Genomic DNA, 26,758 nt, shown 5'->3' with positions numbered 1-26,758 from the left:
CACCCGTGGGTGGTCACTATCCGTGACCACCCACGGGTGTTTCGGCGGTGTTTCCGGCAGATTTCGCCGTCACCGTTCCTTCAAGCCGTCACGTACGGTGCTCGTCGCGTCCAGTTCATGATCGACGCCACCGAATGTTGGATTACCCGTCAGTAAGGCACCCCTTGTGCTTCGCCCGGGATTCAAGCAGCATCGGCGTCGCCCGGTCCCAGACTCCACACCCTCCGACAGCCGTCGGCCAAGCGGAGCGCGGGATCCCCACCGGGTGATCCGCCGGCCCCGGTCGGCGGTAGGGAGGGCAGGGGGGTATCCGCGGTCCCACGGCGGTTCCTGTCCTTCGACCGGCCGCGCGGCCCTGCGCGGTCGCTGGTTGTCGCTCGGGGGTGATCGCCGATGTCGTCGGTCCTGCCCGCCGCCCCACAAGGTCGGTCGGTGCTCGGCCGGGAGGGCCGCTCTACGCAGGCCGCTCCCGCGTCCGACGACGCCCAAGGCGCTCTCCGCTACCGAGGACGTAGCTCTCTCCCATCCCAGGCCCCCACCGGCGCGCGCCACGCCGCCGGGGAGCCGGAGATGTACGTCCTAGAAGGAGGACTCGCATGTCCAAGACCTACGGCAAGACCCGCTGGAAGCGCTTCGCCCTGGTGATGGTTCCGAGCGTCGCGGCCACCGCGATGGTCGGCGTCTCGATCGCCAACAGCGCGCTCGCCGCTTCGTTCAGCATTTCCGGCCAGCAGTTCAAGGTCAGCACCGACCAGCTGCACGGCACCAACTTCGCCCAGTTCGGCTCGGTCGACATCGAGGCGAACGGCAAGCCGCACCCGGTCGCGGTCTCGGCCTTCGACCACGCCGACATCACCAACCTGTGCCAGTCGGTGGTGACGGACCTGACCGGCTTCGGTCTGGGCAAGATCACCCTGCAGCTGCACGCCGGTACCGAGGCGGGCAAGCCGGTTCAGGCCGACAACCTGCTGATCGACCTGGAGCAGCTGAAGGCGGACGCGACCTTCACCAACATCAACATCGGTCAGGACGCCTCCACCCTCTCCGGCTCGGCCACCCAGGGCTGGACCCCGCACCCGGGCGTCACCAAGGCCGGCGGCGGCGCCGGTCTGCCCTCCGGCGCGACCGGTTTCGCCCAGGCCGCCAAGGCGGCGGACCTGAGCGGCGTTCAGCAGGTCGCCCGGGCCACCTCGGCCGGCACGTTCAAGCTGAACGGCCTGAACCTCGCGCTGAAGAGCGGCGACGGCGCGGGCAACGAGTGCTTCTGAGTCTCGCTTTGACCGGGACGCCCGCCCGGCACGCCTGACGGCCTGCCGGGCGACGCGCCCCGACGACGGGTCCACCCGGGGCCGGGGACGGCGGAGCATCGCCGCCCCCGGCCCACCCCCATTGTTCTCCCCTCGTAGCGACATCGAGGAGCTGCACCATGTCCAGCGCAACGGTCGAACCCCGGACCGGCCACCAGAACCCGATCGGGTGGCTCTGGCGGCACTTCCGTGATTTCCGCCGCACCAGGCCCTTCTGGGGCGGCCTGCTGGCCATGATCGCCGGCGTCCCGATCCTCTACTTCCCCTACGCGCACCTGACGTTCGGTGGCCTGACCATCGCGATGTCGACCACGGCCGGCGCGGGGTCGCTGATCATCGGCGTGCTGATGATCATCCTCGGTCTGACCGCCTGGTTCCAGCCCGCGGTGCGGGTCTTCGGCGGCATCGCCACCATCCTGCTGACCCTGGTCTCGATCCCGGTCTCCAACCTGGCGGGCTTCGGACTGGCGCTGCTGCCGGGCCTGATCGGCGGCGGGCTGATGGTCTCCTGGGCCCCGCTGCCGGAGCCGAAGACCGCGGCCGAGGGCCGTCGCCGTGGCCGCCGCAAGGGCGCCGAGGCCGCGGCGGCCGCGGACACCGGGACCGGTGAGGCCGTGGCGCAGAGCGTCGCCACCGAGCCGGCCGCCGAGGCTGCCGCGGAGACCACCGCCGCGGCTGCCGCCGAGGCGCCCACCGCCCAACTGCCCGCGCAGGGCGAGCCGCAGGAGCCGGCCGCCCAGCCCGCCGCCGAGGCGTCCGTCCCGAAGCAGGCCGGCGCCACCGACCCGGAGGCCGCGCGGTGACCGGGCCGGCCGAGCAAGCCGACGACGCGGCCGTGCCGGCGCGGCGCTCCGGTCGGCACGCGGCCCCGCGCACGCCCGTACGGGTCAGACTCAGAGGCCGCGCACTGGCGATGGCCGCGGTGCCGACCGCGCTCCTGATGGCCGCCGCCTACACGCCCAACCCGGCGATCGCCGAGGCGGCGGCGGGCAAGCCCTGCGGTGCCGCGCCGGCCACGGTGCCGGACGTCGCGCCGATCGAGACGCCCGTCCCCAAGAGCGAGCTGCCCGAGCCGCCGCCGGGCCCGACCGCCGACCCGACGACGGGCCCGACCGCGGGCCCGACCACCCCGCCGACCGCGCCGCCGACCGCGCCCACCAGCGCGCCCACCCCCGGGCCCTCGAACGGGCCCTCGACCGGCCCGAGCTCGGTGCCGACCCAGCCGACCGGCCAGGCGCCGACCGTCGCGCCGGTCAAGCCGCCGGCCGCGGCGGAGCCCGGCACCCTGCCGCCCGCCGCCCGGGCGGCCGCGCAGCCGCAGGCCGGCGCCGCCACCACCGGGGCGGTCGCGCCGGGCACGGACCGGCCGGGCGTCGGCAGCGGTCCTGGCACGGCGACCCAGGCCGGGCTGATCGACGACATCGTCGGCGGCATCAACCACCTGCTGAACCCGACGGCTTCGCCCAGCCCGACCGCGGCCCCGACCCAGGCGCCCAAGCCGGGCACCACCCCCGCGCCGGCGGCCACCACCCCGACCGCCCCGACCGCCCCGGCCCCGCGGGCCGGCACGCCGGCCCAGCCCGCGCCCGCCCAGCCGCAGGCCCACGGCGCGACCCCGGACGCCACGCCGACGACGACCCCGTCCTCCGGCGGCGCGCCCTCGCCGGCCGCGACGCCGAGCGGGAAGGCGAGCCCCAGGGCGACGCCCTCGGCCGTCGCCTCCGGCACCGCCTCGCCGACCGCGGGCGCCACCGGCACCCCGTCCGCCACGCCCACCGACAACCCCAACTGCGACGTGGACACCCGGGGCCTGACCGCGGGCGCGGCCACGACCGGCCACGTCGTCCCGGAGCAGAACTGGACGCTGCTGACCAGCCGTCTGGCCCTGCACGGCGCGGCCTTCCACGGCGTCTACGACGTGAAGACCCCGACCGGCAGCAAGCGGGTGCTGAAGTTCGTGGTCGACAGCGTGGACATCGACAATCTCGACATGTCGACACTGGAGGGGAACGGCGTCACCTTCCACGTCCAGGGCGCCAAGGGCTCCACCTCGACCATGCGCAACGGCCCGGTCACCATGTACGTGGAGCGGCTGTCCGGCCACCTCTCCAAGGTGCTCGGCCTGCCGATCCCGATCGACCTGGGCGAGATCACCCTCACCCCGGACACCCTGCCGCGCTGGCTGTACGACCTGATCGGCGCCATCCCGATCCCGCTGGACCTGGAGCTGACCGGCGTCACCGCCAAGCAGGCCGGTCAGTTCGGCGGCACCCTGCACATCCCGGGGATGCACATGTTCAACGACGACGCGCCCTACAGCAACGAGTGAGCGACGCGCGCCGGACGCACTGACGCCCGTGGGGCGGCCCTCCGTACGGGAGGACCGCCCCACGGGCGTTCTCAGGTCCTGGGGCTCACTCGCCCCGGGTGCCCAGGTGGTGCACCTGCACCATGTTGGTGGTGCCGGGGATGCCGACCGGGACACCGGCGGTGACGATGACGGTGTCGCCCTCGGCGAGCCGGCCCATCCGCAGCAGCTCACGGTCGACCTGGGCGACCATGGCGTCGGTGGTGGCGACCTGCTCGGTCACGTACGCCTCGACGCCCCAGCTCAGCGAGAGCTGGTTGCGGGTCGCGGAGTCCGGGGTGAACGCGATCACCGGGATCGGCGAGCGGTAGCGGGACAGCCGGCGGGCGGTGTCGCCGGACTTGGTGAAGGCGACCAGCGCCTTGCCGTCGAGGAAGTCGCCCAGCTCGCACGCGGCGCGGGCGACCGAGCCGCCCTGGGTGCGCGGCTTGCGGCCCGGGTTGAGCGGCTGCAGGCCCTGGGAGACCAGCTCCTCCTCGGCCTTCTCGCAGATCCGGCTCATGGTGCGGACGGTCTCGACCGGGTACTTGCCGACGCTGGACTCGGCGGAGAGCATGACCGCGTCGGCGCCGTCCAGGATGGCGTTGGCGACGTCGGAGACCTCGGCGCGGGTCGGGCGCGAGGCGTGGATCATCGACTCCATCATCTGGGTGGCGACGATGACCGGCTTGGCGTTGCGGCGGGCCAGCGTGACCAGCTGCTTCTGGACCAGCGGCACCCGCTCCAGCGGGTACTCCACGGCGAGGTCGCCGCGGGCGACCATGATGGCGTCGAAGGCGAGGACGATCTCCTCCATGGCCTCGACGGCCTGCGGCTTCTCGATCTTGGCGATGACCGGCACCCGGATGCCGACCTCGTCCATGACCTCGTGGACGTCCTTGATGTCGTCCGCGTTGCGGACGAAGGACAGGGCGATCATGTCGACGCCCAGGCGCAGGGCGAAGCGCAGGTCGTCCTTGTCCTTCTCGGACAGGGCGGGCACGTTCACGGCCGCGCCGGGCAGGTTGATGCCCTTGTTGTTCGAGAGCACGCCGCCCTCGACCACCACGGTCTTCACCCGCGGGCCGTCGACGCTGACGACCTCCAGGGCGATGACGCCGTCGTTGATCAGGATCGGGTCGCCGGGCTTCACGTCGCCGGGCAGGCCCTTGTAGGTGGTGCCGCAGATGTACTGGTCACCGGGGACGTCCTCGGTGGTGATGGTGAACTCGTCGCCGTTGTCGACGGTCACCGGGCCGTTGGCGAAGGTCGCCAGACGGATCTTCGGACCCTGGAGGTCGGCCAGGACGCCGATGGCCTTGCCGGTGTCCTCCGAGACCTGGCGGACCTTGCGGTACCGCTCCTCGTGGTCCGCGTGGTTGCCGTGGCTCATGTTCAGTCGGGCGACGTTCATGCCCGCCTCGACGATGGCCTTCAGCTGTTCGTAGGAGTCCGTCGCCGGACCCAGGGTGCAGACAATTTTCGCTCGGCGCATATCGATCAGTCTATCCGTTCGGGTTATGGGTGCATTCGGCACGGACCGGGAGGAATCGCCGACGAATGATTCCGAGGAGTGAGACGATTTTGTGTCAGTCCTCGGACATGTGAGGTTCCCGGTGCACCAGTGCGAAGGCCTGCCGGGCGATCTCCAGCTCCTCGTCGGTGGGCACCACCGCGACCGCCACCCGGGCGTACGCGGGCGAGATGATCCGGGCCGCGCCCGAGCGCACCGAGTTCAGCTCCGGGTCCACGGCGATGCCCAGCTCGTCCAGCCCTGCGGTGGCCGCCGCGCGCACCGGCGCCGCGTTCTCCCCGACGCCCGCGGTGAAGGCGATCGCGTCCACCCGGCCGAGCACCCCGTAGTAGCCGCCGATGTACTTGCGCAGCCGGTGGACGTAGCTGTCGAAGGCGAGCCTGGCGTCCGCGTCCCCCTCGTCGGCGCGGCGCATGATCTCGCGCATGTCGTTCTCGCCGCACAGGCCGCGCAGGCCGCTGCGGCGGTTGAGCAGGTCGTCGATCTCGTCGATCGACAGTCCGCCGACCCGGTGCAGGTGGAACACCACACCGGCGTCGATGTCGCCCGAGCGGGTGCCCATGACCAGGCCCTCCAGCGGGGTCAGGCCCATCGAGGTGTCGACGCAGCGTCCGCCGCTGACCGCCGAGGCGGAGGCGCCGTTGCCCAGGTGCAGCACGATCACGTTGACCTCGGCCGGGTCCTTGCCGAGCAGCCGGGCGGTCGCCCGCGAGACGTACTGGTGCGAGGTGCCGTGGAAGCCGTAGCGGCGCACCCGGTGCTCGTCGGCGACGTCCTTGTCGATCGCGTACCGCGCCGCGTACTCGGGCATCGAGGCGTGGAAGGCGGTGTCGAAGACGGCCACCTGCGGGAGGTCGGGGCGCAGCGCCCGGGCCACCTCGATGCCGGTGATGTTGGCCGGGTTGTGCAGCGGGGCCACCGGGATGAGCCGGCGGATCTCCCCGAGCACCTCCTCGGTGATCACGGTCGGCTCGGTGAACCGCTTGCCGCCGTGGACCACCCGGTGGCCGATCGCGGCCAGCTCGGGGGAGTCCAGCCCGAGGCCGTCGGCGGCCAGCTCCTCGGCGACGGCCTTCAGCGCGGCCGAGTGGTCGGGGAACGGCTGCAGCGCCTCGCGCGGCTCGCCGGCGCGGGGGGTGTGCACCAGGCGCCCGCCCGACTCGCCGATCCGCTCGACCAGCCCGGAGGCCAGTCGGGTGCCGTCCAGCATCTCGATCAGCTGGTACTTCACCGACGAGGAGCCGGCGTTCAGCACGAGAACGCGGGTTCCTTCGCTCATGCCCGGTGCTCCTTGTCGTCCTGGGACTGGATGGCGGTGATCGCCACGGTGTTGACGATGTCCTGCACCAGCGCCCCGCGGGAGAGGTCGTTGACGGGCTTGCGCAGCCCCTGCAGCACCGGGCCGACCGCGACCGCGCCGGCCGAGCGCTGGACCGCCTTGTAGGTGTTGTTGCCGGTGTTGAGGTCCGGGAAGATCAGCACGGTCGCCCGCCCGGCCACCGGGGAGCCCGGCAGCTTGGTGGCCGCGACGTGCTCGTCCACCGCCGCGTCGTACTGGATCGGGCCCTCGACCAGGATGTCCGGCCGCAGCTCGCGGACGAGCTCGGTGGCCTTGCGCACCTTGTCGACGTCGGCGCCGGAGCCCGAGGTGCCGGTCGAGTACGAGAGCATCGCGACCCGCGGCTCCACCCCGAACTGGGCGGCGGTGGCGGCGGCCTGGATCGCGATGTCGGCCAGCTGCTGGGCGTCCGGGTCGGGGTTGACCGCGCAGTCGCCGTACACCAGCACCTTGTCGGCCAGGCACATGAAGAAGACGGAGGAGACGATCGCGGCGCCCGGCGAGGTCTTGATCACCTCGAAGGCCGGCCGGATGGTCGCCGCGGTGGAGTGCACCGCGCCGGACACCATGCCGTCCGCGATGCCCTCCTGGACCATCAGGGTGCCGAAGTAGGAGACGTCCGTGACGACGTCCAGCGCCAGCTCGACGGTCATCCCCTTGTGGGCCCGCAGCCGCGCGTACAGCTCGGCGAACTGGCGGCGCAGCGGGCTGGTGGTCGGGTCGACGAGCCGGACCTGGGCACGGTCGGCGCCCGGCGCCTCCAGCGGCAGCTCGATGCCGAGGCCGGCGGCCTTGCGGCGCACCGCGTCCGGATCACCGAGCAGGGTGAGGTCGCAGATGTTGCGGCGCAGCAGGATCTCGGCCGCGCGCAGCACCCGCTCCTCGGTGCCCTCGGGCAGCACGACGTGCCGGCGGCCGGCCCGGGCCCGCTCCAGCAGCTCGTGCTCGAACATCATCGGGGTGACCCGCTCGGACCGGTCGACCTCGATCAGGTTGGTCAACTCGACGGTGTCGACGTGCAGTTCGAACAGGCCGAGGGCGATCTCGGCCTTCCGGGGACTGGCCGCGGTGAGCTTGCCCTCCAGGTGGGTCAGGGCGGCGGCGGTCGGCCAACTGCCCTCGGGGACGACGGCGACCGGGGTGCCCGGGGCGAGCCGGGCGGCGAGCGCCATCACGTTCGGGCCGGGGTGCTGGCCGAGCGTCAGCAGCACGCCGGCGATCGGCGGGGCGCCGGCGGCGTGCGCGGCCAGCGAGCCGATCACCAGGTCGGCGCGGTCCCCGGGGGTGACGACGAGCGCGCCCTCGGTCAGCGCGTCCAGGAAGGTCGGCAGCATGGCGCCGCCGAAGACGTAGCCGCGCACGTCGCGGGCCAGGCCGGCCGCGTCGCCGAGCAGCACCTCGGCGCCGGTCGCCTCGACCAGCTGGGCGACGGTCGGCGCGGCCAGGGCCGGCTCCTCCGGGATGACGTAGGCGGGGATCGGCAGCTTCTCGGTGAGCTTGCGCTGGATCCGCTGCTTGGCGCCGGCGGCGGTCCGGTTGGCGATCATCGCCAGGGTCTCGCAGCCGAGGTCGGTGTACGCCCGGTGGGCGTTGCGCACCTCGGCGATCACGGCCTCCGGGCCCTTGCCCTGACCGCCCACCACCGGCAGCACGGCGGCGCCGAACTCGTTGGCGAGGCGGGCGTTGAAGGCCAGTTCGTCCGGGATGTTGGTGTCGGCGAAGTCGGTGCCGAGCACCAGCACCGCCTGGCAGCGCCGTTCCATCGCGCGGAACCGGTCGACCAGGACGGAGACCAGCTCGTCCTGCCCCTGGGCGGCCTGCAGCGCGGCGGCCTCCTCGTAGGTGAGGCCGTACAGCTCGGTGCTCGGCAGGTCGATCCGGTAGCGGCCGTGCAGCAGCTCGACGACGTGGTCCGAGCCCGGCTCACCGGGGGCGGAGGCGTGCACCAGCGGGCGGAAGAGCCCGACCCGGTCCACCTGGCGGGTGAGCAGTTCCATGACCCCGAGTTCGACCGCCTGCCGGCCGTCCCCCCGGTCGATCCCGGTCACGTACACGCTGCGCGCCACGTGGGTTTCTCCGTCCCGTCGTCTCGGAAGGTGGTCATATCGACCATACCTTCGCACCCCGAACGACTGTCCGCGAGCAGAGGCGGGCCGGACCGGCAAGGGACGAAGGTCCTGCCGGGGGCGCCGGTGGTCAGCGGGCGGTGGAGCCGTCCGAGCCGGACAGCTCCACCGTGCGCCCGCTGACGAAGACCTCCGACACGCGCGGGTCCACCAGCCAGCCGTGCGGGTGCACGAGGGTGCCGTTGCGGCCCGGGGTCCAGCCGTCGGCGGCGAGCGCGGCCCGCAGGCGGGCCTCCACCTGGTCGGCCGTCACGCCGGCGGGGCTGCCGATGGTGAGGGTCCGGGAGCAGAAGTTCGAGCCGCAGGCGCCCTCGGTGCCGGTGACGTGCTCGATGGTCAGCCCGGGCGGCAGCGGCACCTCGGCGAGGTTCGGGAAGAAGGCGTCGTAGGCGAAGAACTGGTACATCAACACGAGGGCCCCTCCGGCGAGCGCGTGGATGCAGAACGCGACGGCGGCCCCGCTCTCGGGGTCGACGAACCTGTTCTCCGGCCGCGGGCCGCGCAGCCACCGCTCGCCCAGCACGCCCGCCAGGATCACCAGGGCCGCCACGAACGGGTACCCGGCCTGCAGGTCGGCCTTGGGCCAGATGAAGAACCACCCGTACTCCGGGCCGACGATGGCCGCGGCCAGGCCCACCAGGACGGCGAAGACCGCGGCCCCGACCGCCCGGGTCCGCACCAGCGCCGCCCAGCCGACGAAGGGCGCCAGCAGGTAGATCCATTTCAAGAACGTCCACAGCAATACGCGCAAGCCCCCCGCCTGCTGACGATCTGTCTCAGGCGGGGAGCCTAGGCGATCACGCCGGGCGGAGCCAGAGCGTGGCGAGCGGGGGGAGGACCAGTTCCGCGGAGCGGGGCTGGCCGTCCCACTCCACCGCTTCGGCCTTGACCGGGTGGGAGTTGCCGATGCCGCTGCCGCCGTACTCCTCGGCGTCGGTGTTCAGCACCTCCTCCCACAGCTGGTCGCGGCCCGCCAGGCGGGGCAGGCCGACCCGGCGGCCGTGCCGGACGACCGGGGAGAAGTTGCAGACCGCGACCAGCGGGGTGCCGTCGGCCGCGTACCGGACGTAGGAGAGCAGGTTGTCGTCCGCGGCGCCGCCGTCGAGCCAGCGGAAGCCGTCCGGGGTGGTGTCCAGCTCCCACAGCGCCGGGGTGTCGCGGTAGTGCCGGTTGAGGTCGCGGACCAGGCGGCGCACCCCGCGGTGGTCCTCGTGGGCCGGCCACTGCTCGTCGAGCACCCACCACTGCGGGCCGTGCTCGTGGTCCCATTCCGCGCCCTGGGCGAACTCCTGCCCCATGTAGAGCAGTTGCTTGCCCGGGTGGGACCACATGAAGCCCAGGTAGGCGCGGTGGTTGGCGCGCTGCTGCCACCAGTCGCCGGGCATCTTGGAGACCAGGGCCTGCTTGCCGTGGACGACCTCGTCGTGCGAGATCGGCAGGATGTAGTTCTCCGAGTAGGCGTACACCATCGAGAAGGTGATCTCGTTGTGGTGGTACTTGCGGTGCACCGGCTCCTTGGAGATGTAGACCAGCGAGTCGTGCATCCAGCCCATGTTCCACTTGAGCCCGAAGCCGAGGCCGCCGGCGTCGGTGGGGCGGGTGACCCCGTCCCAGGCGGTGGACTCCTCGGCGATGGTGATCACACCGGGGCAGCGCCGGTAGACGGTGGCGTTCATCTCCTGCAGGAAGGAGGCCGCGTCCAGGTTCTCCCGGCCGCCGTACTGGTTGGGCGTCCAGGCGCCGCCCTCGCGGGAGTAGTCGAGGTAGAGCATCGAGGCGACGGCGTCGACCCGCAGGCCGTCGATGTGGAACTCCTCGCACCAGTAGACCGCGTTGGCGACCAGGAAGTTGCGCACCTCCTTGCGGCCGTAGTCGAACTCCAGCGTCCCCCAGTCGGGGTGCTCGGCGCGCAGCGGGTCGGCGGGCTCGTACAGCGGCTCGCCGTCGAAGCGGGCGAGCGCGAAGTCGTCCTTGGGGAAGTGCGCGGGCACCCAGTCGACGATCACGCCGATGCCGTGCCGGTGCAGGGTGTCCACCAGGTACCGGAAGTCGTCCGGCCCGCCGAGCCGGGCGGTGGGGGCGTAGTAGCCGGACACCTGGTAGCCCCAGGAGCCGCCGAAGGGGTGCTCCATCACCGGCATGAACTCCACGTGGGTGAAGTTCAACTCCTTGAGGTAGCGCGGGAGTTCCTCGGCGATTGCGCGGTAGTCGGTGAGGTCGGGGCGCCACGAGGGCAGGTGCAGCTCGTACACCGACATCGGCGCCCGGTGGTGCGGGGCGCGGGCCCGGCGGGCCATCCACTCGCCGTCCTGCCACGCGTAGGCGGAGGAGGTGACCACCGAGGCGGTGCCGGGCGGGCACTGGGCGGCCCGGGCCAGCGGGTCGGCCTTGTCGAGCACCCAGCCCTGCCGGGTGTGCACCTCGTACTTGTACGTGGTGCCCTCGGCCAGGCCCGGGACGAACAGCTCCCAGATGCCGGAGGAGCCGAGCGAGCGCATCGGGTGCCCGGTGCCGTTCCAGTGGTTGAAGTCGCCGATCAGCCGCACTCCGACCGCGTTCGGCGCCCAGACCGCGAACGCCGTGCCGGCCACGCCGTCGACGGTGCGCACGTGCGAGCCGAGCGCCCGCCACAACTGCTCGTGCCGGCCCTCGGAGATCAGGTGCAGGTCCAGCTCGCCGAGGGTGGGCGCGGTGCGGTAGCCGTCCTGCTGGCGCAGCGGCTCGCCGTCCGGGTAGGTCACCAGCAGTGAGTAGTCCCGCAGTTCGCCGCCGGCCACCAGCCCGGTGAACAGCCCGCTCTGCTGGTGGGTGAGTTCGGCGGGGCCCTGCGGGGTCTCGACGACCACCCGCTCGGCGAACGGGCGCAGCACCCGGACCGCGGTGCCGCCGTGCACCGGGTGCGCGCCGAGCAGGGCGTGCGGGTCGTGGTGCTGCCCGCTCACCAGCCGGTCCACCTCGGACGGCGGCAGCGGCGCCTCGGGCAGGCGCAGGGCCCCGACGGGGGCGTCCGCCGGAACGCCCGCGGGAACGGAGGCCGCGCGCGGCGTGGTCCGCCCGCGCGGCGCCGGGCGCTCGGGCCCGGCGCCGGCGCCCGCCGCTGCGGCACCCCCTCCTTCGTCGGTCGCTCGGCCCGCTCCGCCGTCGGCGTCGGCGAGCCCTTCGGCTCGGGGCGGGTCGGCGGCGCCGGCCAGGAAGGTGGCCGGAACGGTGCGGTCGGGGCGGCCGGTCGGGTCGAGCGGCGTCACGGCGTGGTCCTCCTGCGGCGGGGGTGGGCGAACTCCTGCGGGCGGTACGGGAAGCGGCGGCGCGGGTGGCGGCGGTGCGGGTGGCGGGCGCGGGGGTCGGGGGAGTCAGACGGACAGGGCGAGCCGGTTGATCGCGGCCAGCGGGATCGGCAGCCAGCTCGGCCGGTGCCGGGCCTCGTACACCACCTCGTACACCGCCTTGTCGATCTCCAGCGCCCGCATCAGCTCCGGCGAGGCCGCCGGGTCGGCGCCGCCCCCGGCCGTGTAGCCGGCGCTGAAGGCGGTGCGGTTGCGCTGGGCCCAGGCGGCGGCCAGGTGCGCCAGTTCCGGGTCGACCGGGCCGCCGGCCAGCAGGTGGGCTGCGGCGTAGTCGAAGGAGCGGAGCATGGCGGCGACGTCGCGCAGGGCGGGCTGCGGTTCGCGCCGCTCGTTGACCGACTTGGCGGGCTCGCCCTCGAAGTCCAGCAGGACCCAGCCGTGCGGGGTCCGCATGGCCTGCCCGAGGTGCAGGTCGCCGTGGATGCGCTGGACCGGCAGCCCGTCCGGGTGGGCGTCGGCGAGTTGCTGGAAGGCGGTGCGCAGCGCGGCCCGGAAGCGCAGCAGTCCGGGGACGGCGGCGACGGCGCTGTCCAGCCGGTCGGCCATCGCGGTGGCGAGCCGTCCGGTCTGGGTGCGGTCGAGCCGGGCGACCGGCATCGACCGGGCCAGCACCCGGTGCACCTCGGCGGTGGCCCGGCCGAGCCGGTGCGCCTCGATGGCGAAGTTGCCCGGCGAGCGGTCGCCCTTGAGCCGGCCGACCTGGTCGAGGGCGAGCTCCCAGCCGTCCTCGGCGTCCGGCAGGTAGCGCTGGAGCAGGCCGAGGGTGGCCGGTTCGGCGCGTTCCATCCGGCTCTCGAACCAGGCGGCGACCCGCGGGATGCGGGTGGAGCCGGCCCGGGAGAGGGCGAGCGAGAGTTCGAGGTCGGGGTTGGTGCCGGGGTGGATGCGGCGGAACAGCTTGAGGATGTACGAGGTGCCGTAGATGACCGAGCTGTTGGACTGCTCGGCGGTGGAGGCGCGGCCGGGGAGGTTGGCGGGCAGTCCGGAGCCGGGGGTGCGGCGGAAGGACAGCGAGCCGAAGCGGTCGCCGGTGGCGAGGTGTTCCAGCAGGCGCCCGGTGAGTTCGGGGTCGTGCACCGCGTCGTAGAGGGTCGCGCCGTCGTACGGTCCCTGGCTGAGCCGGCCGAGCACCGCGCCGGGCCCGATGTCCCCGAGTCCCTGCGAGCGGATGCCGAGCAGCAGCTGGTAGATGTCGCCGTGCGGCGCGCCGGCCGTGGTGGCGTGCTCGACCCGCAGCAGCAGGTGCAGCAGGGCCGGGTCGCCGACCTGCAGCGGGGTGCCGACCACCGGGGTGAGACCGGTGATGGGCCGTCCCTTCCCGGCGTACCAGCGCTGGGTGGGCAGCCACGCCGCGATCAGCGGCAGCGCCGCCTGGACGAGCTCGCTGACCCCCAGGGCGGTTCTCCGGACCCCGGAGCCCCGCGCGCCGGTCGGCGTGGTGGAGCCGGCCGGGGCGTCGTGCTGCACATGGGCTTGAGAACGGGAGGTTTCGGACATGACTCCCTTTCCCCGGAAGCACGCGGACTGCCCGACGGGTCGTGGCCGGGTCCGTCAGTCTTCCGGATTGCGGCGGCGCGGCGGTCGCGGCACGCGAGCGTGGCTCGGGTGTCACGCCTTCGTGTGGGTGGCCGTTGGGCTGTTCTCCGTACGCGGTGGTGCAGAGAACTCCGGGGGCGCTGGGGTTCAACTGGCGCCCCCGGAGGGTCTGGTGGTGCCGGTGTGGCGGTGCGGCCGTGGCGGATCGTTACTTCGACCGCCTGGTCCCGCTCAGACGCGGGGGCTGCCGGAGCTGGAACCAGTAGAAGCCGTGCCCGGCCAGGGTGAGCAGGTAGGGCCACTCACCGATCGACGGGAAACGCACCCCGCCGATCAGCTCGACCGGGTACCGCCCGCCGTACTGCCGCAGGTCCAGCTCGGTCGGCTGAGCGAACCGCGAGAAGTTGTTCACGCACATGACCAGGTCCCCCTCGTGCTCGCGCACGAAGGCCAGCACGGCGGGGTTGCTGGACGGCAGTTCGGCGTAGCTGCCGAGGCCGAACGCCGGGTTGAGCTTGCGGATCTCGATCATGCGACGCGTCCAGTGCAGCAGCGAACTCGAACTGCTCTGCTGCGCCTCGACGTTGGTCACCTGGAAGCCGTACACCGGGTCCATGATGGGCGGCAGACTGAGCCTGCCCGGGTCGGCGGAGGAGAAACCCGCGTTGCGGTCCGGGGTCCACTGCATCGGCGTGCGCACGCCGTCCCGGTCGCCGAGCCAGATGTTGTCGCCCATGCCGATCTCGTCCCCGTAGTAGAGCACCGGCGAGCCGGGCAGGGAGAGCAGCAGGGCGGTGAACAGCTCGATCTGGTTGCGGTCGTTCTCCAGCAGCGGGGCGAGCCGGCGGCGGATGCCCACGTTGGCGCGCATCCGGGGGTCCTTGGCGTACTCCGCGTACATGTAGTCGCGCTCCTCGTCGGTGACCATCTCCAGGGTCAGCTCGTCGTGGTTGCGCAGGAAGATGCCCCACTGGCAGCCGTTGGGGATGCGCGGGGTCTTGGCGAGGATCTCGGACACCGGGTAGCGGGACTCGCGGCGCACCGCCATGAAGATCCGCGGCATCACCGGGAAGTGGAACGCCATGTGGCACTCGTCGCCGCCCGAGGTGAAGTCGCCGAAGTAGTCGACGACGTCCTCCGGCCACTGGTTGGCCTCGGCGAGCAGCACGGTGTCGGGGTAGTCGGCGTCGATCTCCTTGCGGACCCGCTTGAGGAACTCGTGGGTCTCCGGCAGGTTCTCGCAGTTGGTGCCCTCGCGGGCGAAGAGGTACGGCACCGCGTCCAGCCGGAAACCGTCGATGCCGAGGTCGAGCCAGAACCGCAGCCCGGCGATCATCTCGTCCTGGACCCGGGGGTTGTCGTAGTTGAGGTCCGGCTGGTGCGAGAAGAAGCGGTGCCAGTAGTACTGCTTGCGGACCGGGTCGTAGGTCCAGTTGGAGGTCTCGGTGTCGACGAAGATGATCCGGGCGTCCGGGTACTGCTTGTCGTCGTCGGCCCACATGTAGAAGTCGCCGTAGGGCCCGTCCGGGTCCTCCCGGGAGGCCTGGAACCACGGGTGCTGGTCGCTGGTGTGGTTCATGACGAAGTCGATGATCACGCGCATGCCGCGGGCGTGCGCGGCGTCGGTGAACTCCATGAAGTCGGCGAGGTCGCCGAACTCCGGCAGCACCGAGGTGTAGTCGGACACGTCGTAGCCGCCGTCGCGCAGCGGCGAGGCGAAGAACGGGGGGAGCCAGAGGCAGTCGATCCCGAGCCACTGGAGGTAGTCGAGCTTGGCCGTGAGCCCCTTGAGGTCCCCGACCCCGTCGCCGTTGCTGTCCTGGAAGGACCGCACCAGCACCTCGTAGAAGACCGCACGCTTGAACCACTCGGGGTCCAGGTTCTTCTTCGAGGTCTCGGGGAAGGTGTCGGGGACGGGCTCGTTCACTGTCACGCTGGGTTCCTCCGAACCGTGAGGAGGTGAGCCGGCTCGGCTGAGGGATCGAGCCGGACGTAGTTGTGCCGGCCCCAGGTGTAGACGGCGCCGGTGAGCTCGTCGTGCACCGCGTACGGGCCGTCGCCGTCGAGGCTGACGGTGGCCTCCTGGACGTGGTGCGGGTCGAGGTTCACCACGGTGATGACCTGGTCGGTGAGGCCCTCGGGGGTGGTCGCGGTCTTGGAGTAGGCGAGCACCTGGTCGTTGTCGGTGGGGTGGAAGCGCAGGTCGCGCAGCTGCTGCAGGGCGGGGTGGCGCCGGCGCAGCCGGTTGAGCACGGTCAGCAGCGGGGCGAGGGTGTCGGTGCGGTTCCAGTCGCGCGGGCGCAGCTCGTACTTCTCCGAGTGCAGGTACTCCTCGGAGCCCGGGTGGGCCGGCTCGTTCTCGTGGAGCTCGTAGCCGGCGTAGACGCCGTAGCTGGGGGAGAGGGTGGCGGCGAGCACCGCGCGGACCGCGAAGGCGGCGCGGCCGCCGTGCTGCAGGTAGGCGTGCAGGATGTCCGGGGTGTTGGCGAAGAAGTTGGGGCGCATGTAGGCGGCTGCGTCACCGGTGAGTTCGGTGAGGTACTCGGTGAGTTCCGGTTTGGTGGTGCGCCAGGTGAAGTACGTGTACGACTGGTGGAAACCGATCTTCGCCAGGGTGTGCATCATCGCGGGGCGGGTGAAGGCCTCCGCCAGGAAAACGACATCGGGGTCAGTGCGGGCGATGTCGGAGAGCACCTTCTCCCAGAACACCACCGGTTTGGTGTGCGGGTTGTCGACCCGGAAGATCCGCACGCCGTGTGACATCCAGAACCGAAGGATTCGGACGGTTTCCTTGACGATTCCGTCCATGTCCTGGTCGAAGTTGACCGGGTAGATGTCCTGGTACTTCTTCGGCGGGTTCTCGGCGTAGGCGATGGTGCCGTCCGCGCGGTGGCTGAACCATTCCGGGTGCTTGTTCACCCAGGGGTGGTCCGGCGAGCACTGGAGGGCGAAGTCGAGCGCCACCTCCAGGTTCAGCTCCCGGGCCTCGGAGACGAAGTGGTCGAAGTCCTCGATGGTGCCGAGGTCCGGGTGGACGGCGTCGTGGCCGCCCTCCGGGGAGCCGATCGCCCAGGGCGAGCCGACGTCGTGCAGACCGGCCGTCAGGGTGTTGTCCGGGCCCTTGCGGAAGGCTCGGCCGATCGGGTGGACCGGCGGCAGGTAGACCACGTCGAAGCCCATCGCGGCGACCGCCGGCAGCCGTTCGGCGGCGGTGCGCAGAGTGCCCGAGCGCGGCGGCTCGACGCCGCTCGGGTCCACCACGGCCCCCTCCGAACGGGGGAAGAACTCGTACCAGGAGCCGAACAGCGCCCGCTCGCGGTCCACCTGCAGCGGCAGCGGGCGGGAGGCGCTGAGCAGCTCGCGCAGCGGGTACCGGGCCAGCAGCTCCAGCACCTCGGGGGCGAGGGCGGCGGCCAGCCGGGACAGCGGCGGCATGGTCGGGTCGCGCAGCGCCTCGGCGGCGGCCAGGACGTCGGCGCGGCCCTCCTTCTTCGGCACGCCGGCCGCGGCCTGCTCGAACAGCCGGGCCCCCTCCTCCAGGACCAGCGCGGTGTCGATCCCGGCGGGCAGCTTCACCGAGGCGGTCCTGCGCCAGGTGGCCACCGGGTCGCTCCACGCCTCCACCAGGTACGACCAACGGCCGGGCGCGGTCGGGGTGACGTACGCGCCCCAGCGGTCGGTGCCCTCGGCGAGCTCGCGCATCGGGGTCCACGGGCCGCTGCGGCCGCGCGGGTCGCGCAGCACCACGTTGGCGTTGACGGCGTCGTGGCCCTCCCGGAAGACGGTCGCGGTGACCAGGAAGGTCTCGCCGACGACGGCCTTGGCCGGGCGGCGGCCGGCGTCGACGAGGGGACTGACGTCCAGGACGGGGATGCGGCCGATCACGGTGTCGCTCTCTGTCTTGCGGGCGGAGGGCTTGGCGGCGGTCTTGCGGGCTGGCCCGGCCGCCGGTTCGGCGGCGGTCTTCGCGGCGGGCGCCTTCGGGGCGGCCGCCTTCCTCGTGGCGGTCTTGCGGGGCGCGGGCTCGGCCCCGGCTCCGGCCTTCGGGGTGGCGGCCGACGCGGTGGCGGTGGTGCGGCGCGTGGTGGTGCGCCTGCGGGGTGCCGCGGTCCGGTCCTCCTCGGTCCCGGGTCGTCGGGCCGTTTCGGAGGACCGCGCCGTCGAGGGCCGGTCCGCGGGGGGTCGGGATTCGGAGGATCCGGTACTGACCGCGCCGGACGCCCTGGGCGCAGGCATCGCCGGATCTGTCCGAGTGTCAGAATCCATCCGTCCGGCGGATTCCGCGACCGCTGAGTCGAGGGCTTCGGCCACCGGTGTGGACTGGTCCCGCGTGTCGCCGTGCATGCCAAGCTCCTGCCCGAGATCGGCGGCAGCTCCCGCGGGCCGGGGGATCGGGCCAGGGGAGTACCGGGAGGACTGCTGGGTGGGGAGGACGTGCGACCGGAGCCTGCCCGCGCCGCTGTCCCCGGCAACCTGCCCGGCGCCCGCCGAGCCGGTGGCAGGACGCCCCCGAGCCCGTGCGCGTCCCGGCGCACGCCTCCGGGGGCGCGCCCCTGGGCGGTCCGGTCCACCCGTGAACGAGCGGGCCGGGCGCGAGGACACGTGTCGGTGCGCGGTGAGCGCCGAATGGGCTAAGAAGAACGGGAACGGCCAACGCGAAAAGGATTCGGACGTGCTGCTTCAAGGGGGACGCCACCCGTCGCCGCACTCCCCACAGCATCAACGACCTTCGGTCATCCTCGCACCGGCGACAAGGTTTTTGCAGCAGTACGACAGTAGTTTCGGGTCTTCTCCCGAGCGGATGCGCCATCGGAAATGGATCCGTACCGAAGAGTTCACGTATTGGTAGCGCGGCTCCTCGAAATGTGCGCCTCGCGCGCCCCCCGTGCAGTCCAATGCGCCGAATGCGATCTCATCAATAGCCCGAACGGATGCCCAATAGCCCACTTGACGCACTGTCGGACCGGCCGCCACGGCTACGCTTCACGCCGTGAAGGCAATCCGCAGATTCACCGTCCGCACCGTCCTGCCCGAACAACTCCAGCCGTTGCACGAGCTGGCCCTCAACCTGCGCTGGTCCTGGCACCCCGAGACCAGGGACCTGTTCCGGTCCGTGGACCCGGAGGTCTGGGCCGCGACCGGCGAGGACCCGGTGCGGCTGCTCGGGGAGGTCCCGGCCGGCCGGCTCGCCGCGCTCGCCGCCGACCGGCGGTTCCTGCGCAGACTCGGCGACCTCGCCGACGACCTGCGCGACTACCTGACCGGCCCGCGCTGGTACCAGACCCGGCAGCAGGAGGCCGAGGCCGCCCCGCTGCCCGCCGCGATCGCCTACTTCTCGCCCGAGTACGGCATCGCCGCCGCGCTGCCCCAGTACTCCGGCGGGCTCGGCATCCTGGCCGGCGACCACCTCAAGGCCGCCAGCGACCTCGGCGTCCCGGTCATCGGCGTCGGGCTGTTCTACCGGCACGGCTACTTCCGGCAGTCCCTCGGCCGGGACGGCTGGCAGCAGGAGCGCTACCCGCTGCTCGACCCGGACGAGCTGGCGGTCAGCCCGCTCCGGGAGGCCGACGGCACCCCCAGCCGGGTCGACCTCGCCCTGCCCGGCGGCCGCACCCTGGCCGCCCGGATCTGGAAGGCCCAGGTCGGGCGGGTCCCGCTGCTGCTGCTCGACTCCGACATCGAGGCCAACTCGCCGGCCGAACGCGACGTCACCGACCGGCTCTACGGCGGCGGCAGCGAGCACCGGCTGCTGCAGGAGATGCTGCTCGGCATCGGCGGCGTCCGGGCCGTGCGCGTCTACTGCCGGCTCACCGGGCACCCCGCCCCGGAGGTCTTCCACACCAACGAGGGCCACGCCGGCTTCCTCGGCGTCGAACGGATCCGCGAACTCGTCGCCGAGGAGCCGGACGGTCCGGACTTCGCCGCCGCCCTGGAGTCCGTCCGGGCCGGCACCCTCTTCACCACCCACACGCCGGTCCCGGCCGGCATCGACCGCTTCGACCGCGACCTCGTCGCCCGCCACTTCGGCGGCGACGCCGCGCTGCCCGGCGTCCCGGTCGACCGGGTGCTCGCGCTCGGCGCCGAGACCTGGCCCGGCGGGGACCCGAAGCTGTTCAACATGGCCGCCATGGGCCTGCGGCTGGCCCAGCGCGCCAACGGGGTCTCCACCCTGCACGGCGAGGTCAGCCGCTCGATGTTCAACGGCCTCTGGCCCGGCTTCGACCCCTCCGAGGTGCCGATCACCTCGGTCACCAACGGCGTGCACGCCGCCACCTGGATCGACCCAGCGGTCGTGCGGCTCGGCGCCGCCGAGATCGGCGCCGAGCGCGCCGAGGAGGCGATGACCACCGGCGAGGCCACCCGCTGGACCGGCCTGGAGGCGATCGGCACCACCGAGATCTGGGAGCTCCGCCGCACCCTGCGCGCCCAGCTGGTGGAGGAGGCCCGCCGCCGGCTGCGCGCCTCCTGGCGCCAGCGCGGGGCCGGGGAGGCCGAGCTCGGCTGGGTCTCCTCGGTGCTCGACCCCGACGTGCTCACCATCGGCTTCGCCCGCCGGGTGCCCTCCTACAAGCGGCTCACCCTGATGCTGCGCGACCAGGAGCGGCTGCGCGGCCTGCTGCTGCACCCCACCCGGCCGGTGCAGATCGTGGTGGCCGGCAAGGCCCACCCGGCCGACGACGGCGGCAAGCGGCTGATCCAGCAGATGGTCGCCTTCGCCGACGACCCGGCGGTCCGGCACCGGATCGTCTTCCTGCCGGACTACGACATGGCGATGGCCCGGCACCTCTACCCCGGCTGCGACGTCTGGCTCAACAACCCCCTGCGTCCGCTGGAGGCCTGCGGCACCTCGGGGATGAAGGCCGCGCTCAACGGCTGCCTCAACCTGTCCGTCCTGGACGGCTGGTGGGACGAGTGGTACGACGGCCGCAACGGCTGGGCGATCCCCACCGCCGACGAGGGCGGCGGAGTGCTCGACCCGGACAGCGGCGAGGCCGAGCGGCGCGACGACATCGAGGCGGCCGCGCTCTACGACCTGATCGAGCACCAGGTCGCCGCCCGGTTCTACGACCGCGACGCGGACGGCCTGCCGCACCACTGGATCGCCATGGTCCGGCACACCCTGGTCACCCTCGGGCCCAAGGTGCTCGCCGGGCGGATGGTCCGCGAGTACGTCGAACGGCTGTACGCCCCGGCGGCGCTGGCCCAGCGGGAGCTGGCGGCGCCGGAAGCCGGGCGCGCGGAGGCGGGCGGGCGGTCCACCGGGCGGTTCACGGGCGCCCGGGAACTGGCCGGCTGGAAGGCGAAGGTCCGGGAGGCCTGGCCGGCCGTCCGGGTCGAGCACGTCGAGGCGGAGTGCCCGACCGAGGCCCAGGAGCTGGGCAGCTCGCTGGCGCTGCGGGTGCAGGTCGCGCTCGGCACCCTGCAGCCGGGCGACGTCGAGGTCCAGGTGGTCTCCGGCCGGGTGGACGAGTCGGACGGCATCTCGGACGCCTGCCTGCTCGCCCTGAAGCCGGTCGGCGGGCCCGACCTGGACGGCCGCACCCGCTACGAGGGCACGCTGGAGCTGTGCCGGACCGGCCCGTTCGGCTACACCGTCCGGGTGCTGCCCGCGCACCCGCTGCTGGCCTCCCCGGCCGAGCCGGGCCTGGTCGCCCTGCCCGTCGAGTCGGCCGGGATGGACGCGGGGCTGCTGCGCTGACGTCGCGCCGGACGACTGCCGTGCGTCCGCGACGGACGGACGGCAGTCGTCCGAGGAGCGGCCCGGCCGGGTGCGTGACGGCGCACCCGGACGGGCACATCGAGGGGCCGGGGGTGTCGGGCGCCCCGCGGCTAGACCAGGCTGTCCCGCCAGGCCCGGTGGAGGGTGGCGAAGCGGCCGGAGCCGTCGACCAGCTCCTGCGGGGAGCCGTCCTCCACGATCCGGCCCTGGTCCATCACCAGGACGCGGTCGGCGATCTCCACGGTGGAGAGCCGGTGCGCGATGATCACCGCCGTCCGCCCGGCCAGCACCGTGCGCATCGCCCGTTGTACGGCCTGCTCGCCCGGGACGTCCAGCGAACTGGTCGCCTCGTCCAGGATCAGCACCGCCGGGTCGGCCAGCAGGGCGCGGGCGAAGGCCACCAGCTGGCGCTGGCCGGCCGAGATCCGGCCGCCGCGCTTGCGCACGTCGGTGTCGAAGCCGTCCGGCAGCGCGGCGATGAACTCGTACGCGCCGATGTCGCGGGCGGCCCGCTCGACCTCCTCGCGGGTGGCGCCGGGGCGGCCGATCGCGATGTTCTCGGCGACCGTGCCGGAGAACAGGAAGGACTCCTGGGTCACCATCACCACCCCGCGCCGCAGCTCGGGGGTGGCCAGCTCGCGCAGGTCCACGCCGTCCAGCCGGATCCGGCCCTCGGTCGGGTCGTAGAAGCGGGCCAGCAGCTTGGCGACCGTCGACTTGCCCGCGCCGGTCGCGCCGACCACCGCGACGGTCTGCCCGGCCGGGATCAGCAGGTCGAAGGGCGGCAGCACCTCCTTGCCGGTGGGGTAGGAGAAGCGGGTCGCCTCGAAGGACACCTCCCGGCCCTTCCGGGCCGCCTGCGGCAGCTCCTTCGGCTCGGCCGGTTCGGCGACGGTCGGCTCGTGGGCGAGCAGGCCGGCGATCTTCTCCAGCGCGGCGGCGGCCGACTGGTAGCTGTTCAGGAACATCGCCAGCTGGTCGATCGGGTCGTAGAGCCGGCGCAGGTAGAGCACGAAGGCGGTGAGCGTGCCCAGCGCCAGCGAGTCGTCGACGGCCAGGTACGCGCCGAACAGCAGCACGCCGGTGAGCCACAGGTTGGCGGTGGCCCGGGAGAGGCCGACGTAGCGGGCGATCTCCAGCAGGCCGTCCGCGGTCGCGGTGGCGGACTGCCGGTTGACCACCGCGAAGGCCGCGTCGTTGGCCTTCTCGCGGCGGAAGGCCTGCACCGGGCGGATGCCGTTCATGGTCTCGGTGAAGCGGACGATCAGCGAGGCCGCCGAGGTGCGGGAGCGGCGGTACACCCGGCGCGAGCGGCTGCGGAAGGACCGGGCGATCAGCGCCAGCGGCACCGCGGACACCAGCGAGACCAGCCCGAGCCGCCAGTCCAGCACCAGCAGCAGCACCGAGATGTAGCAGACCGACAGGAAGACCGTCAGCAGCTCCTGCAGGCCCTCCGAGAGCAGCTCGCGCAGCGCGTCGATGTCACTGGTGGCCCGGGAGATGATCCGGCCCGAGGTGTAGCGCTCGTGGAAGTCCAGGCTCAGCCGCTGGGCGTGCCGGAAGATCCGGCCGCGCAGCTCCAGCAGGATGTCCTGGTTGATCCGGGCGCTGATCTTGATGAACACCCACTGCAGCACCGGGCTGAGCAGCGCGCAGAACAGGTACGCGGCGATGACCGCGACCAGCGGGCCGGAGTCGTGCGCGCGCAGCGCCGGGATGGCGCGGTCCATCGCCACCGCGACCAGCAGCGGGCCGGACTGCAGGGCGGCCTGCTGGACCAGGATCACCACCATCGCGACGGCGATCCGGGCCCGGTGCGGGCCGAGCAGCGAGCGCAGCAGCGCCCGGGGCGCGCCGGGCGGGACGGGGATGTCCTCCTCGTCGGCCGGGGGCGGGGGCAGTTCCTCCTCGGCGGACGCAGCGGACGCGGCGGGCCCGGCCTTCGTGGGTTCGGCGGTCGTGGTCACGGGGCTGCACTTCCTTCGGGCACGAGGGCGGCCTCGCCCGACATCAGTTCGCGGTAGAGCGCGCAGTCGCGGAGCAGCTCCTGGTGGGTGCCGACGGCCTCGATCCGGCCGTCCGCCAGGACCGCGACCCGGTCGGCGAGCAGCACCGTGCTGGGACGGTGGGCCACCACCAGGGCGGTGGTGGTGCCGAGGACCTCGCGCAGCGCGCGCTCGACCAGGGCCTCGGTGTGCACGTCCAGGGCGGAGAGCGGATCGTCCAGCACCAGGAAGGCCGGGTCGCCGACCACCGCGCGGGCCAGGGCGAGGCGCTGGCGCTGGCCGCCGGACAGGCTCAGGCCCTGCTCGCCGACCTCGGTGTCGGCACCTTCGGGGAGCTTCTCCACGAAGCCGGCCTGGGCGGTGGCGAGGGCGGAGCGCAGCTGCTCCCCGCTCGCGCCCGGGGCGCCCATCAGGACGTTCTCCCGGACGGTGGCGGAGAACAGGGTGGGTTCCTCGAAGGCGACCGCGACGAGTTCGCGCAGCCGCTCCCGGGGCAGGTCGCGGATGTCCCGGCCGTCCAGCGTGATGGTGCCGGCGGTGGCGTCGTACAGCCGGGGGAGCAGGGCGGTCAGCGTGGTCTTGCCGCTGCCGGTGGCGCCGACCAGGGCCATCGTCTCGCCGCTGTGGACGTGCAGGTCGATGCCGGTCAGCAGGTCGGGGCTGCCGGCCGGGGCGTCGGGGTAGCGGAAGCGGACGCCGGTGAAGCGGATGCCGTCCCGGGTGGTGAGGCCGGTGGCGGTGCCCGGGTCGGGGGTGTCCGGCTCGTCCAGCACCTCGAAGAAGCGGTCGGTCGCGGTGGCGGCTTCGTTGGCGTACGCGAGCAGCCAGCCGAGCGACTCCACCGGCCAGCGCAGCGCGAGCGCGGTGGAGAGGAAGGCGACCAGGGCGCCGGCGCTCAGCTCGTCGTGGGCGACCAGGTACGCGCCGACGGCGAGGGCGCAGCCGAGGGCGATCTCCGGCAGGCCGACGATCACCGCCCAGAGGTTGGCCAGCAGGTGGGCCTTGTGCAGCTCGGTGCGGCGCAGCTCCCGGGCCTGGGCCCGGAAGCGCTCGGCCATCGAGCGGTGGCGGCCGAAGGCCTTGAGGATCCGGATGCCGAGGACGGACTCCTCGACCACGGTGGCGAGGTCGCCGTTCTGGTCCTGGGCGAGGCGGGAGGCGCCGGAGTAGCCGGACTCGAAGCGCCGGGTGAGGACGAACAGCGGGACGACGGGCACCAGGGCGATCAGGGCGAGCCGCCAGTCCTGGGTGAACATCACCACCGTGCCCGCCAGGAACATGACCGAGTTGACGATCAGGAACACCAGCGGGAAGGCCAGGAACAGCCGCATGGTGTACATGTCGGCGGTGGCCCGGGACAGGAGCTGGCCGGAGCCCCAGCGGTCGTGGAAGGAGACCGGCAGCCGCTGGAGCTTGGCGAAGAGGTCGCCGCGCATCGCCGTCTCCAGCCCGGCCAGCGGGCGGGCCAGCACCACCCGGCGGGTGAAGAACAGTCCGGCCTCGAAGAGCCCGACCAGCAGCACCAGGCCGATCAGCGGCCAGAGGGCGGCGAGGTCGTGCGTGGCGAGCGGGCCGTCCACGATCCGGCCGAGGAGCACCGGGACGGCGAGGGTGCTCAGCATGCCGAGCGTGGCGGCCGTCACCGAGACGACCAGCCGGCCGCGGACGGCGCGCGCGTACGGCCACAGGCGCAGCAGCGAGCGGACCGTGGAGTGGCGGGGCGCGGCCGGCGGTGCGGCTGCGGCGGTGGTGGCCGCCGCGGCGGGTTCGGCGGTCCCGTCGGCGGGCGGGTTGTCGGTGTCTTGTCGGTTCTCGGCCATCGCGGTGAGGGTAGGCAGAGAGCCCGTCACTTCTCATCCGGTTTTTCGCCCCTGTCGGCGGTGTGCGGCGAGAACCGGCCACCCGGACGGGACGTGTGCGGGTGGCCGGTGGGGCGCGCGCGTCGGTTCGTGCAGGGAGGAATGCGCCGTGCGCCTCTTGCGAGCCCCGGCCGATCGGCCGATGGATCTTCTGACGGATGCTCATCGATGCCCGAGTGACAGGAGTGCGGACATGACGGTCGAGACCGAGTCGACCCCGACCCCCGGCCGGGGATCCGCGACAGTGCGGGTGCGGGCCCAGCTCAGCCTCAGCACGACCGCGGCGCGCAACCTGGCGACGACGACCAAGTCGAAGCCGCAGATGCAGGAGATCACCTCCCGCTGGCTGCTGAAGATGCTGCCCTGGGTGCAGGTCAGCGCCGGCACCTACCGGGTCAACCGCCGCCTCAGCTTCGCCGCCGGCCGCGGCCGGGTGGGCTTCTCCGTGGCCGGCTCCGCGGTGAGCGTGATCGCCCCCTCGCTGCGCGAGGTCCCGGCGCTGCGCGGCTACGAGGACGACGCCGTGCTGGAGGAGCTGGCCCGCCGGTTCGTGCAGCGGGACTTCGCGGTCGGCGACGTGCTGGTGCAGGAGGGCGCGCCGATCGAGGAGGTGTTCCTGGTCGCGCACGGCAAGGTGGACCGGATCGGCACCGGCAAGTACGGCGAGCAGGCGGTGCTCGGCTCGCTCGCCGATGGCGACCACCTCGGCGACGAGGCGCTCACCGAGCCGAGCGGCACCTGGCCGTACACCGTGAAGGCGGCGACCTCCGGCACCGCGATGGCGCTGTCCTGGTCGGTCTTCCAGGAGCTGGTCGACCGCTCGGACTCGCTGCGCGAGCAGCTGCTGGGCTTCGCCGCCGACGCCGCGCAGGCCCAGAACGCGCACGGCGAGGCGGAGATCGACCTGTCGGCAGGCCACGAGGGCGAGTACGAGCTGCCCGGTGCCTTCGTCGACTACGAGCTGAGGCCGCGCGAGTACGAGCTGAGCGTCGCCCAGACGGTCCTGAAGGTGCACACCCGGGTCGCTGACCTTTACAACAAGCCGATGAACCAGACCGAGGAGCAGCTGCGGCTGACCGTCGAGGCGCTGCGGGAGCGGCAGGAGCACGAGATCATCAACAACCCGGAGTTCGGCCTGCTCAACAACGCCGACTTCGACCAGCGGATCCAGACCCGCTCCGGGGCGCCCACCCCGGACGACCTGGACGAGCTGCTGAGCATGCGCCGGGACACCGACTACCTGTTCGCCCACCCGCGGGCGATCGCCGCCTTCGAGCGGGAGTGCAACAAGGCCGGCGTCTACCCGGCCACCGTCGACGTGCTCGGCAAGCAGCGGCCGACCTGGCGCGGGGTGCCGATCTTCCCGTGCACCAAGATCCCGGTCTCCGACCAGCAGACCAGCGCGTTCATCGCGATTCGGGTCGGCGAGGACAACCAGGGCGTGGTCGGGCTCACCCAGATCGGCATCCCGGACGAGGTCGAGCCGGGGCTGAACGTCCGGTTCATGGGCATCGACGAGAAGGCCGTCGCCTCGTACCTGGTCAGCACCTACTACTCGGCGGCGGTGCTGGTGCCGGACGCGATCGGCGTGCTGGAGAACGTCGAGCTCGGGCACGCCCGCGGCTGAGCCGGCCGCCGTG

15 protein-coding genes are annotated in these 26,758 nt (G+C 72.8%); 5 read left to right on the top strand and 10 right to left on the bottom strand.

Features of this window, described 5'->3' with window-relative positions:
* Nucleotides 1-596: 596 nt before the first annotated feature.
* From ACIGG8_RS31220 to ACIGG8_RS31210, 3 genes are all read left to right on the top strand, one after another.
* Nucleotides 597-1,268, top strand: a complete 672-nt coding sequence (locus tag ACIGG8_RS31220) for a DUF6230 family protein (protein WP_350520235.1) — start codon at nucleotides 597-599, stop codon at nucleotides 1,266-1,268.
* 158 nt (nucleotides 1,269-1,426) lie between these two features.
* On the top strand, nucleotides 1,427-2,110 hold the full coding sequence (locus tag ACIGG8_RS31215) for a DUF6114 domain-containing protein (protein WP_396552045.1): 684 nt from the start codon (nucleotides 1,427-1,429) through the stop codon (nucleotides 2,108-2,110).
* 119 nt (nucleotides 2,111-2,229) lie between these two features.
* Nucleotides 2,230-3,636, top strand: a complete 1,407-nt coding sequence (locus ACIGG8_RS31210) for a hypothetical protein (protein WP_396552044.1) — start codon at nucleotides 2,230-2,232, stop codon at nucleotides 3,634-3,636.
* An 85-nt stretch (nucleotides 3,637-3,721) separates the two neighbouring features.
* Here the strand turns inward: ACIGG8_RS31210 and pyk are convergent, their stop codons facing one another.
* The 8 genes from pyk to ACIGG8_RS31170 form a co-directional block, all read right to left on the bottom strand.
* Nucleotides 3,722-5,149, bottom strand: a complete 1,428-nt coding sequence (gene pyk, locus ACIGG8_RS31205) for a pyruvate kinase (RefSeq protein ID WP_350520232.1) — start codon at nucleotides 5,147-5,149, stop codon at nucleotides 3,722-3,724.
* Nucleotides 5,150-5,243: 94 nt separating this feature from the next.
* Nucleotides 5,244-6,467 carry an acetate kinase gene (locus ACIGG8_RS31200; RefSeq protein WP_350520231.1) on the bottom strand — a complete coding sequence of 408 codons (1,224 nt, stop codon included), beginning with the start codon at nucleotides 6,465-6,467 and terminating at the stop codon, nucleotides 5,244-5,246.
* Nucleotides 6,464-8,593: a phosphate acetyltransferase gene (pta, locus tag ACIGG8_RS31195; protein WP_396552043.1), complete on the bottom strand. Its 2,130-nt coding sequence runs from the start codon at nucleotides 8,591-8,593 to the stop codon at nucleotides 6,464-6,466. The genes ACIGG8_RS31200 and pta overlap by 4 nt, the downstream gene beginning before the upstream one ends.
* A gap of 130 nt (nucleotides 8,594-8,723) precedes the next feature.
* Nucleotides 8,724-9,380, bottom strand: a complete 657-nt coding sequence (locus ACIGG8_RS31190) for a hypothetical protein (protein ID WP_396552042.1) — start codon at nucleotides 9,378-9,380, stop codon at nucleotides 8,724-8,726.
* A gap of 70 nt (nucleotides 9,381-9,450) precedes the next feature.
* Nucleotides 9,451-11,898 carry a 1,4-alpha-glucan branching protein GlgB gene (gene glgB, locus ACIGG8_RS31185; RefSeq protein WP_396552041.1) on the bottom strand — a complete coding sequence of 816 codons (2,448 nt, stop codon included), beginning with the start codon at nucleotides 11,896-11,898 and terminating at the stop codon, nucleotides 9,451-9,453.
* A 105-nt stretch (nucleotides 11,899-12,003) separates the two neighbouring features.
* The gene (locus ACIGG8_RS31180) at nucleotides 12,004-13,494 is read right to left on the bottom strand and encodes a phosphotransferase (protein ID WP_350520227.1); all 1,491 of its coding nucleotides are present in this window, start codon (nucleotides 13,492-13,494) and stop codon (nucleotides 12,004-12,006) included.
* Between the two features lie 247 nt (nucleotides 13,495-13,741).
* Nucleotides 13,742-15,466 carry a maltose alpha-D-glucosyltransferase gene (treS, locus tag ACIGG8_RS31175; protein ID WP_350520226.1) on the bottom strand — a complete coding sequence of 575 codons (1,725 nt, stop codon included), beginning with the start codon at nucleotides 15,464-15,466 and terminating at the stop codon, nucleotides 13,742-13,744.
* Nucleotides 15,463-17,418, bottom strand: a complete 1,956-nt coding sequence (locus ACIGG8_RS31170) for an alpha-1,4-glucan--maltose-1-phosphate maltosyltransferase (protein ID WP_396552047.1) — start codon at nucleotides 17,416-17,418, stop codon at nucleotides 15,463-15,465. The genes treS and ACIGG8_RS31170 overlap by 4 nt, the downstream gene beginning before the upstream one ends.
* A 1,105-nt stretch (nucleotides 17,419-18,523) precedes the next feature.
* Between ACIGG8_RS31170 and glgP the strand changes: the two genes are divergently transcribed.
* On the top strand, nucleotides 18,524-21,232 hold the full coding sequence (gene glgP, locus ACIGG8_RS31165) for an alpha-glucan family phosphorylase (protein WP_396552040.1): 2,709 nt from the start codon (nucleotides 18,524-18,526) through the stop codon (nucleotides 21,230-21,232).
* A 131-nt stretch (nucleotides 21,233-21,363) separates the two neighbouring features.
* Here glgP and ACIGG8_RS31160 read toward each other — a convergent pair whose 3' ends face one another.
* Both ACIGG8_RS31160 and ACIGG8_RS31155 read right to left on the bottom strand, forming a co-directional pair.
* Nucleotides 21,364-23,220 carry an ABC transporter ATP-binding protein gene (locus tag ACIGG8_RS31160; RefSeq protein WP_396552039.1) on the bottom strand — a complete coding sequence of 619 codons (1,857 nt, stop codon included), beginning with the start codon at nucleotides 23,218-23,220 and terminating at the stop codon, nucleotides 21,364-21,366.
* Nucleotides 23,217-25,079, bottom strand: coding sequence for an ABC transporter ATP-binding protein (locus ACIGG8_RS31155; RefSeq protein WP_396552038.1), 1,863 nt, complete (start codon nucleotides 25,077-25,079; stop codon nucleotides 23,217-23,219). The genes ACIGG8_RS31160 and ACIGG8_RS31155 overlap by 4 nt, the downstream gene beginning before the upstream one ends.
* 232 nt (nucleotides 25,080-25,311) lie before the next feature.
* Between ACIGG8_RS31155 and ACIGG8_RS31150 the strand changes: the two genes are divergently transcribed.
* Nucleotides 25,312-26,745: a family 2B encapsulin nanocompartment shell protein gene (locus ACIGG8_RS31150; RefSeq protein WP_396552037.1), complete on the top strand. Its 1,434-nt coding sequence runs from the start codon at nucleotides 25,312-25,314 to the stop codon at nucleotides 26,743-26,745.
* The last annotated feature ends 13 nt before the right edge of the window (nucleotides 26,746-26,758 follow it).

Source organism: Kitasatospora sp. NPDC085464 (genome assembly GCF_044541955.1).
Lineage (GTDB): Bacteria > Actinomycetota > Actinomycetes > Streptomycetales > Streptomycetaceae > Kitasatospora.
The sequence above is the reverse complement of the archived record's forward strand: the minus strand, read 5'-3'. Positions and strand labels throughout refer to the sequence as shown.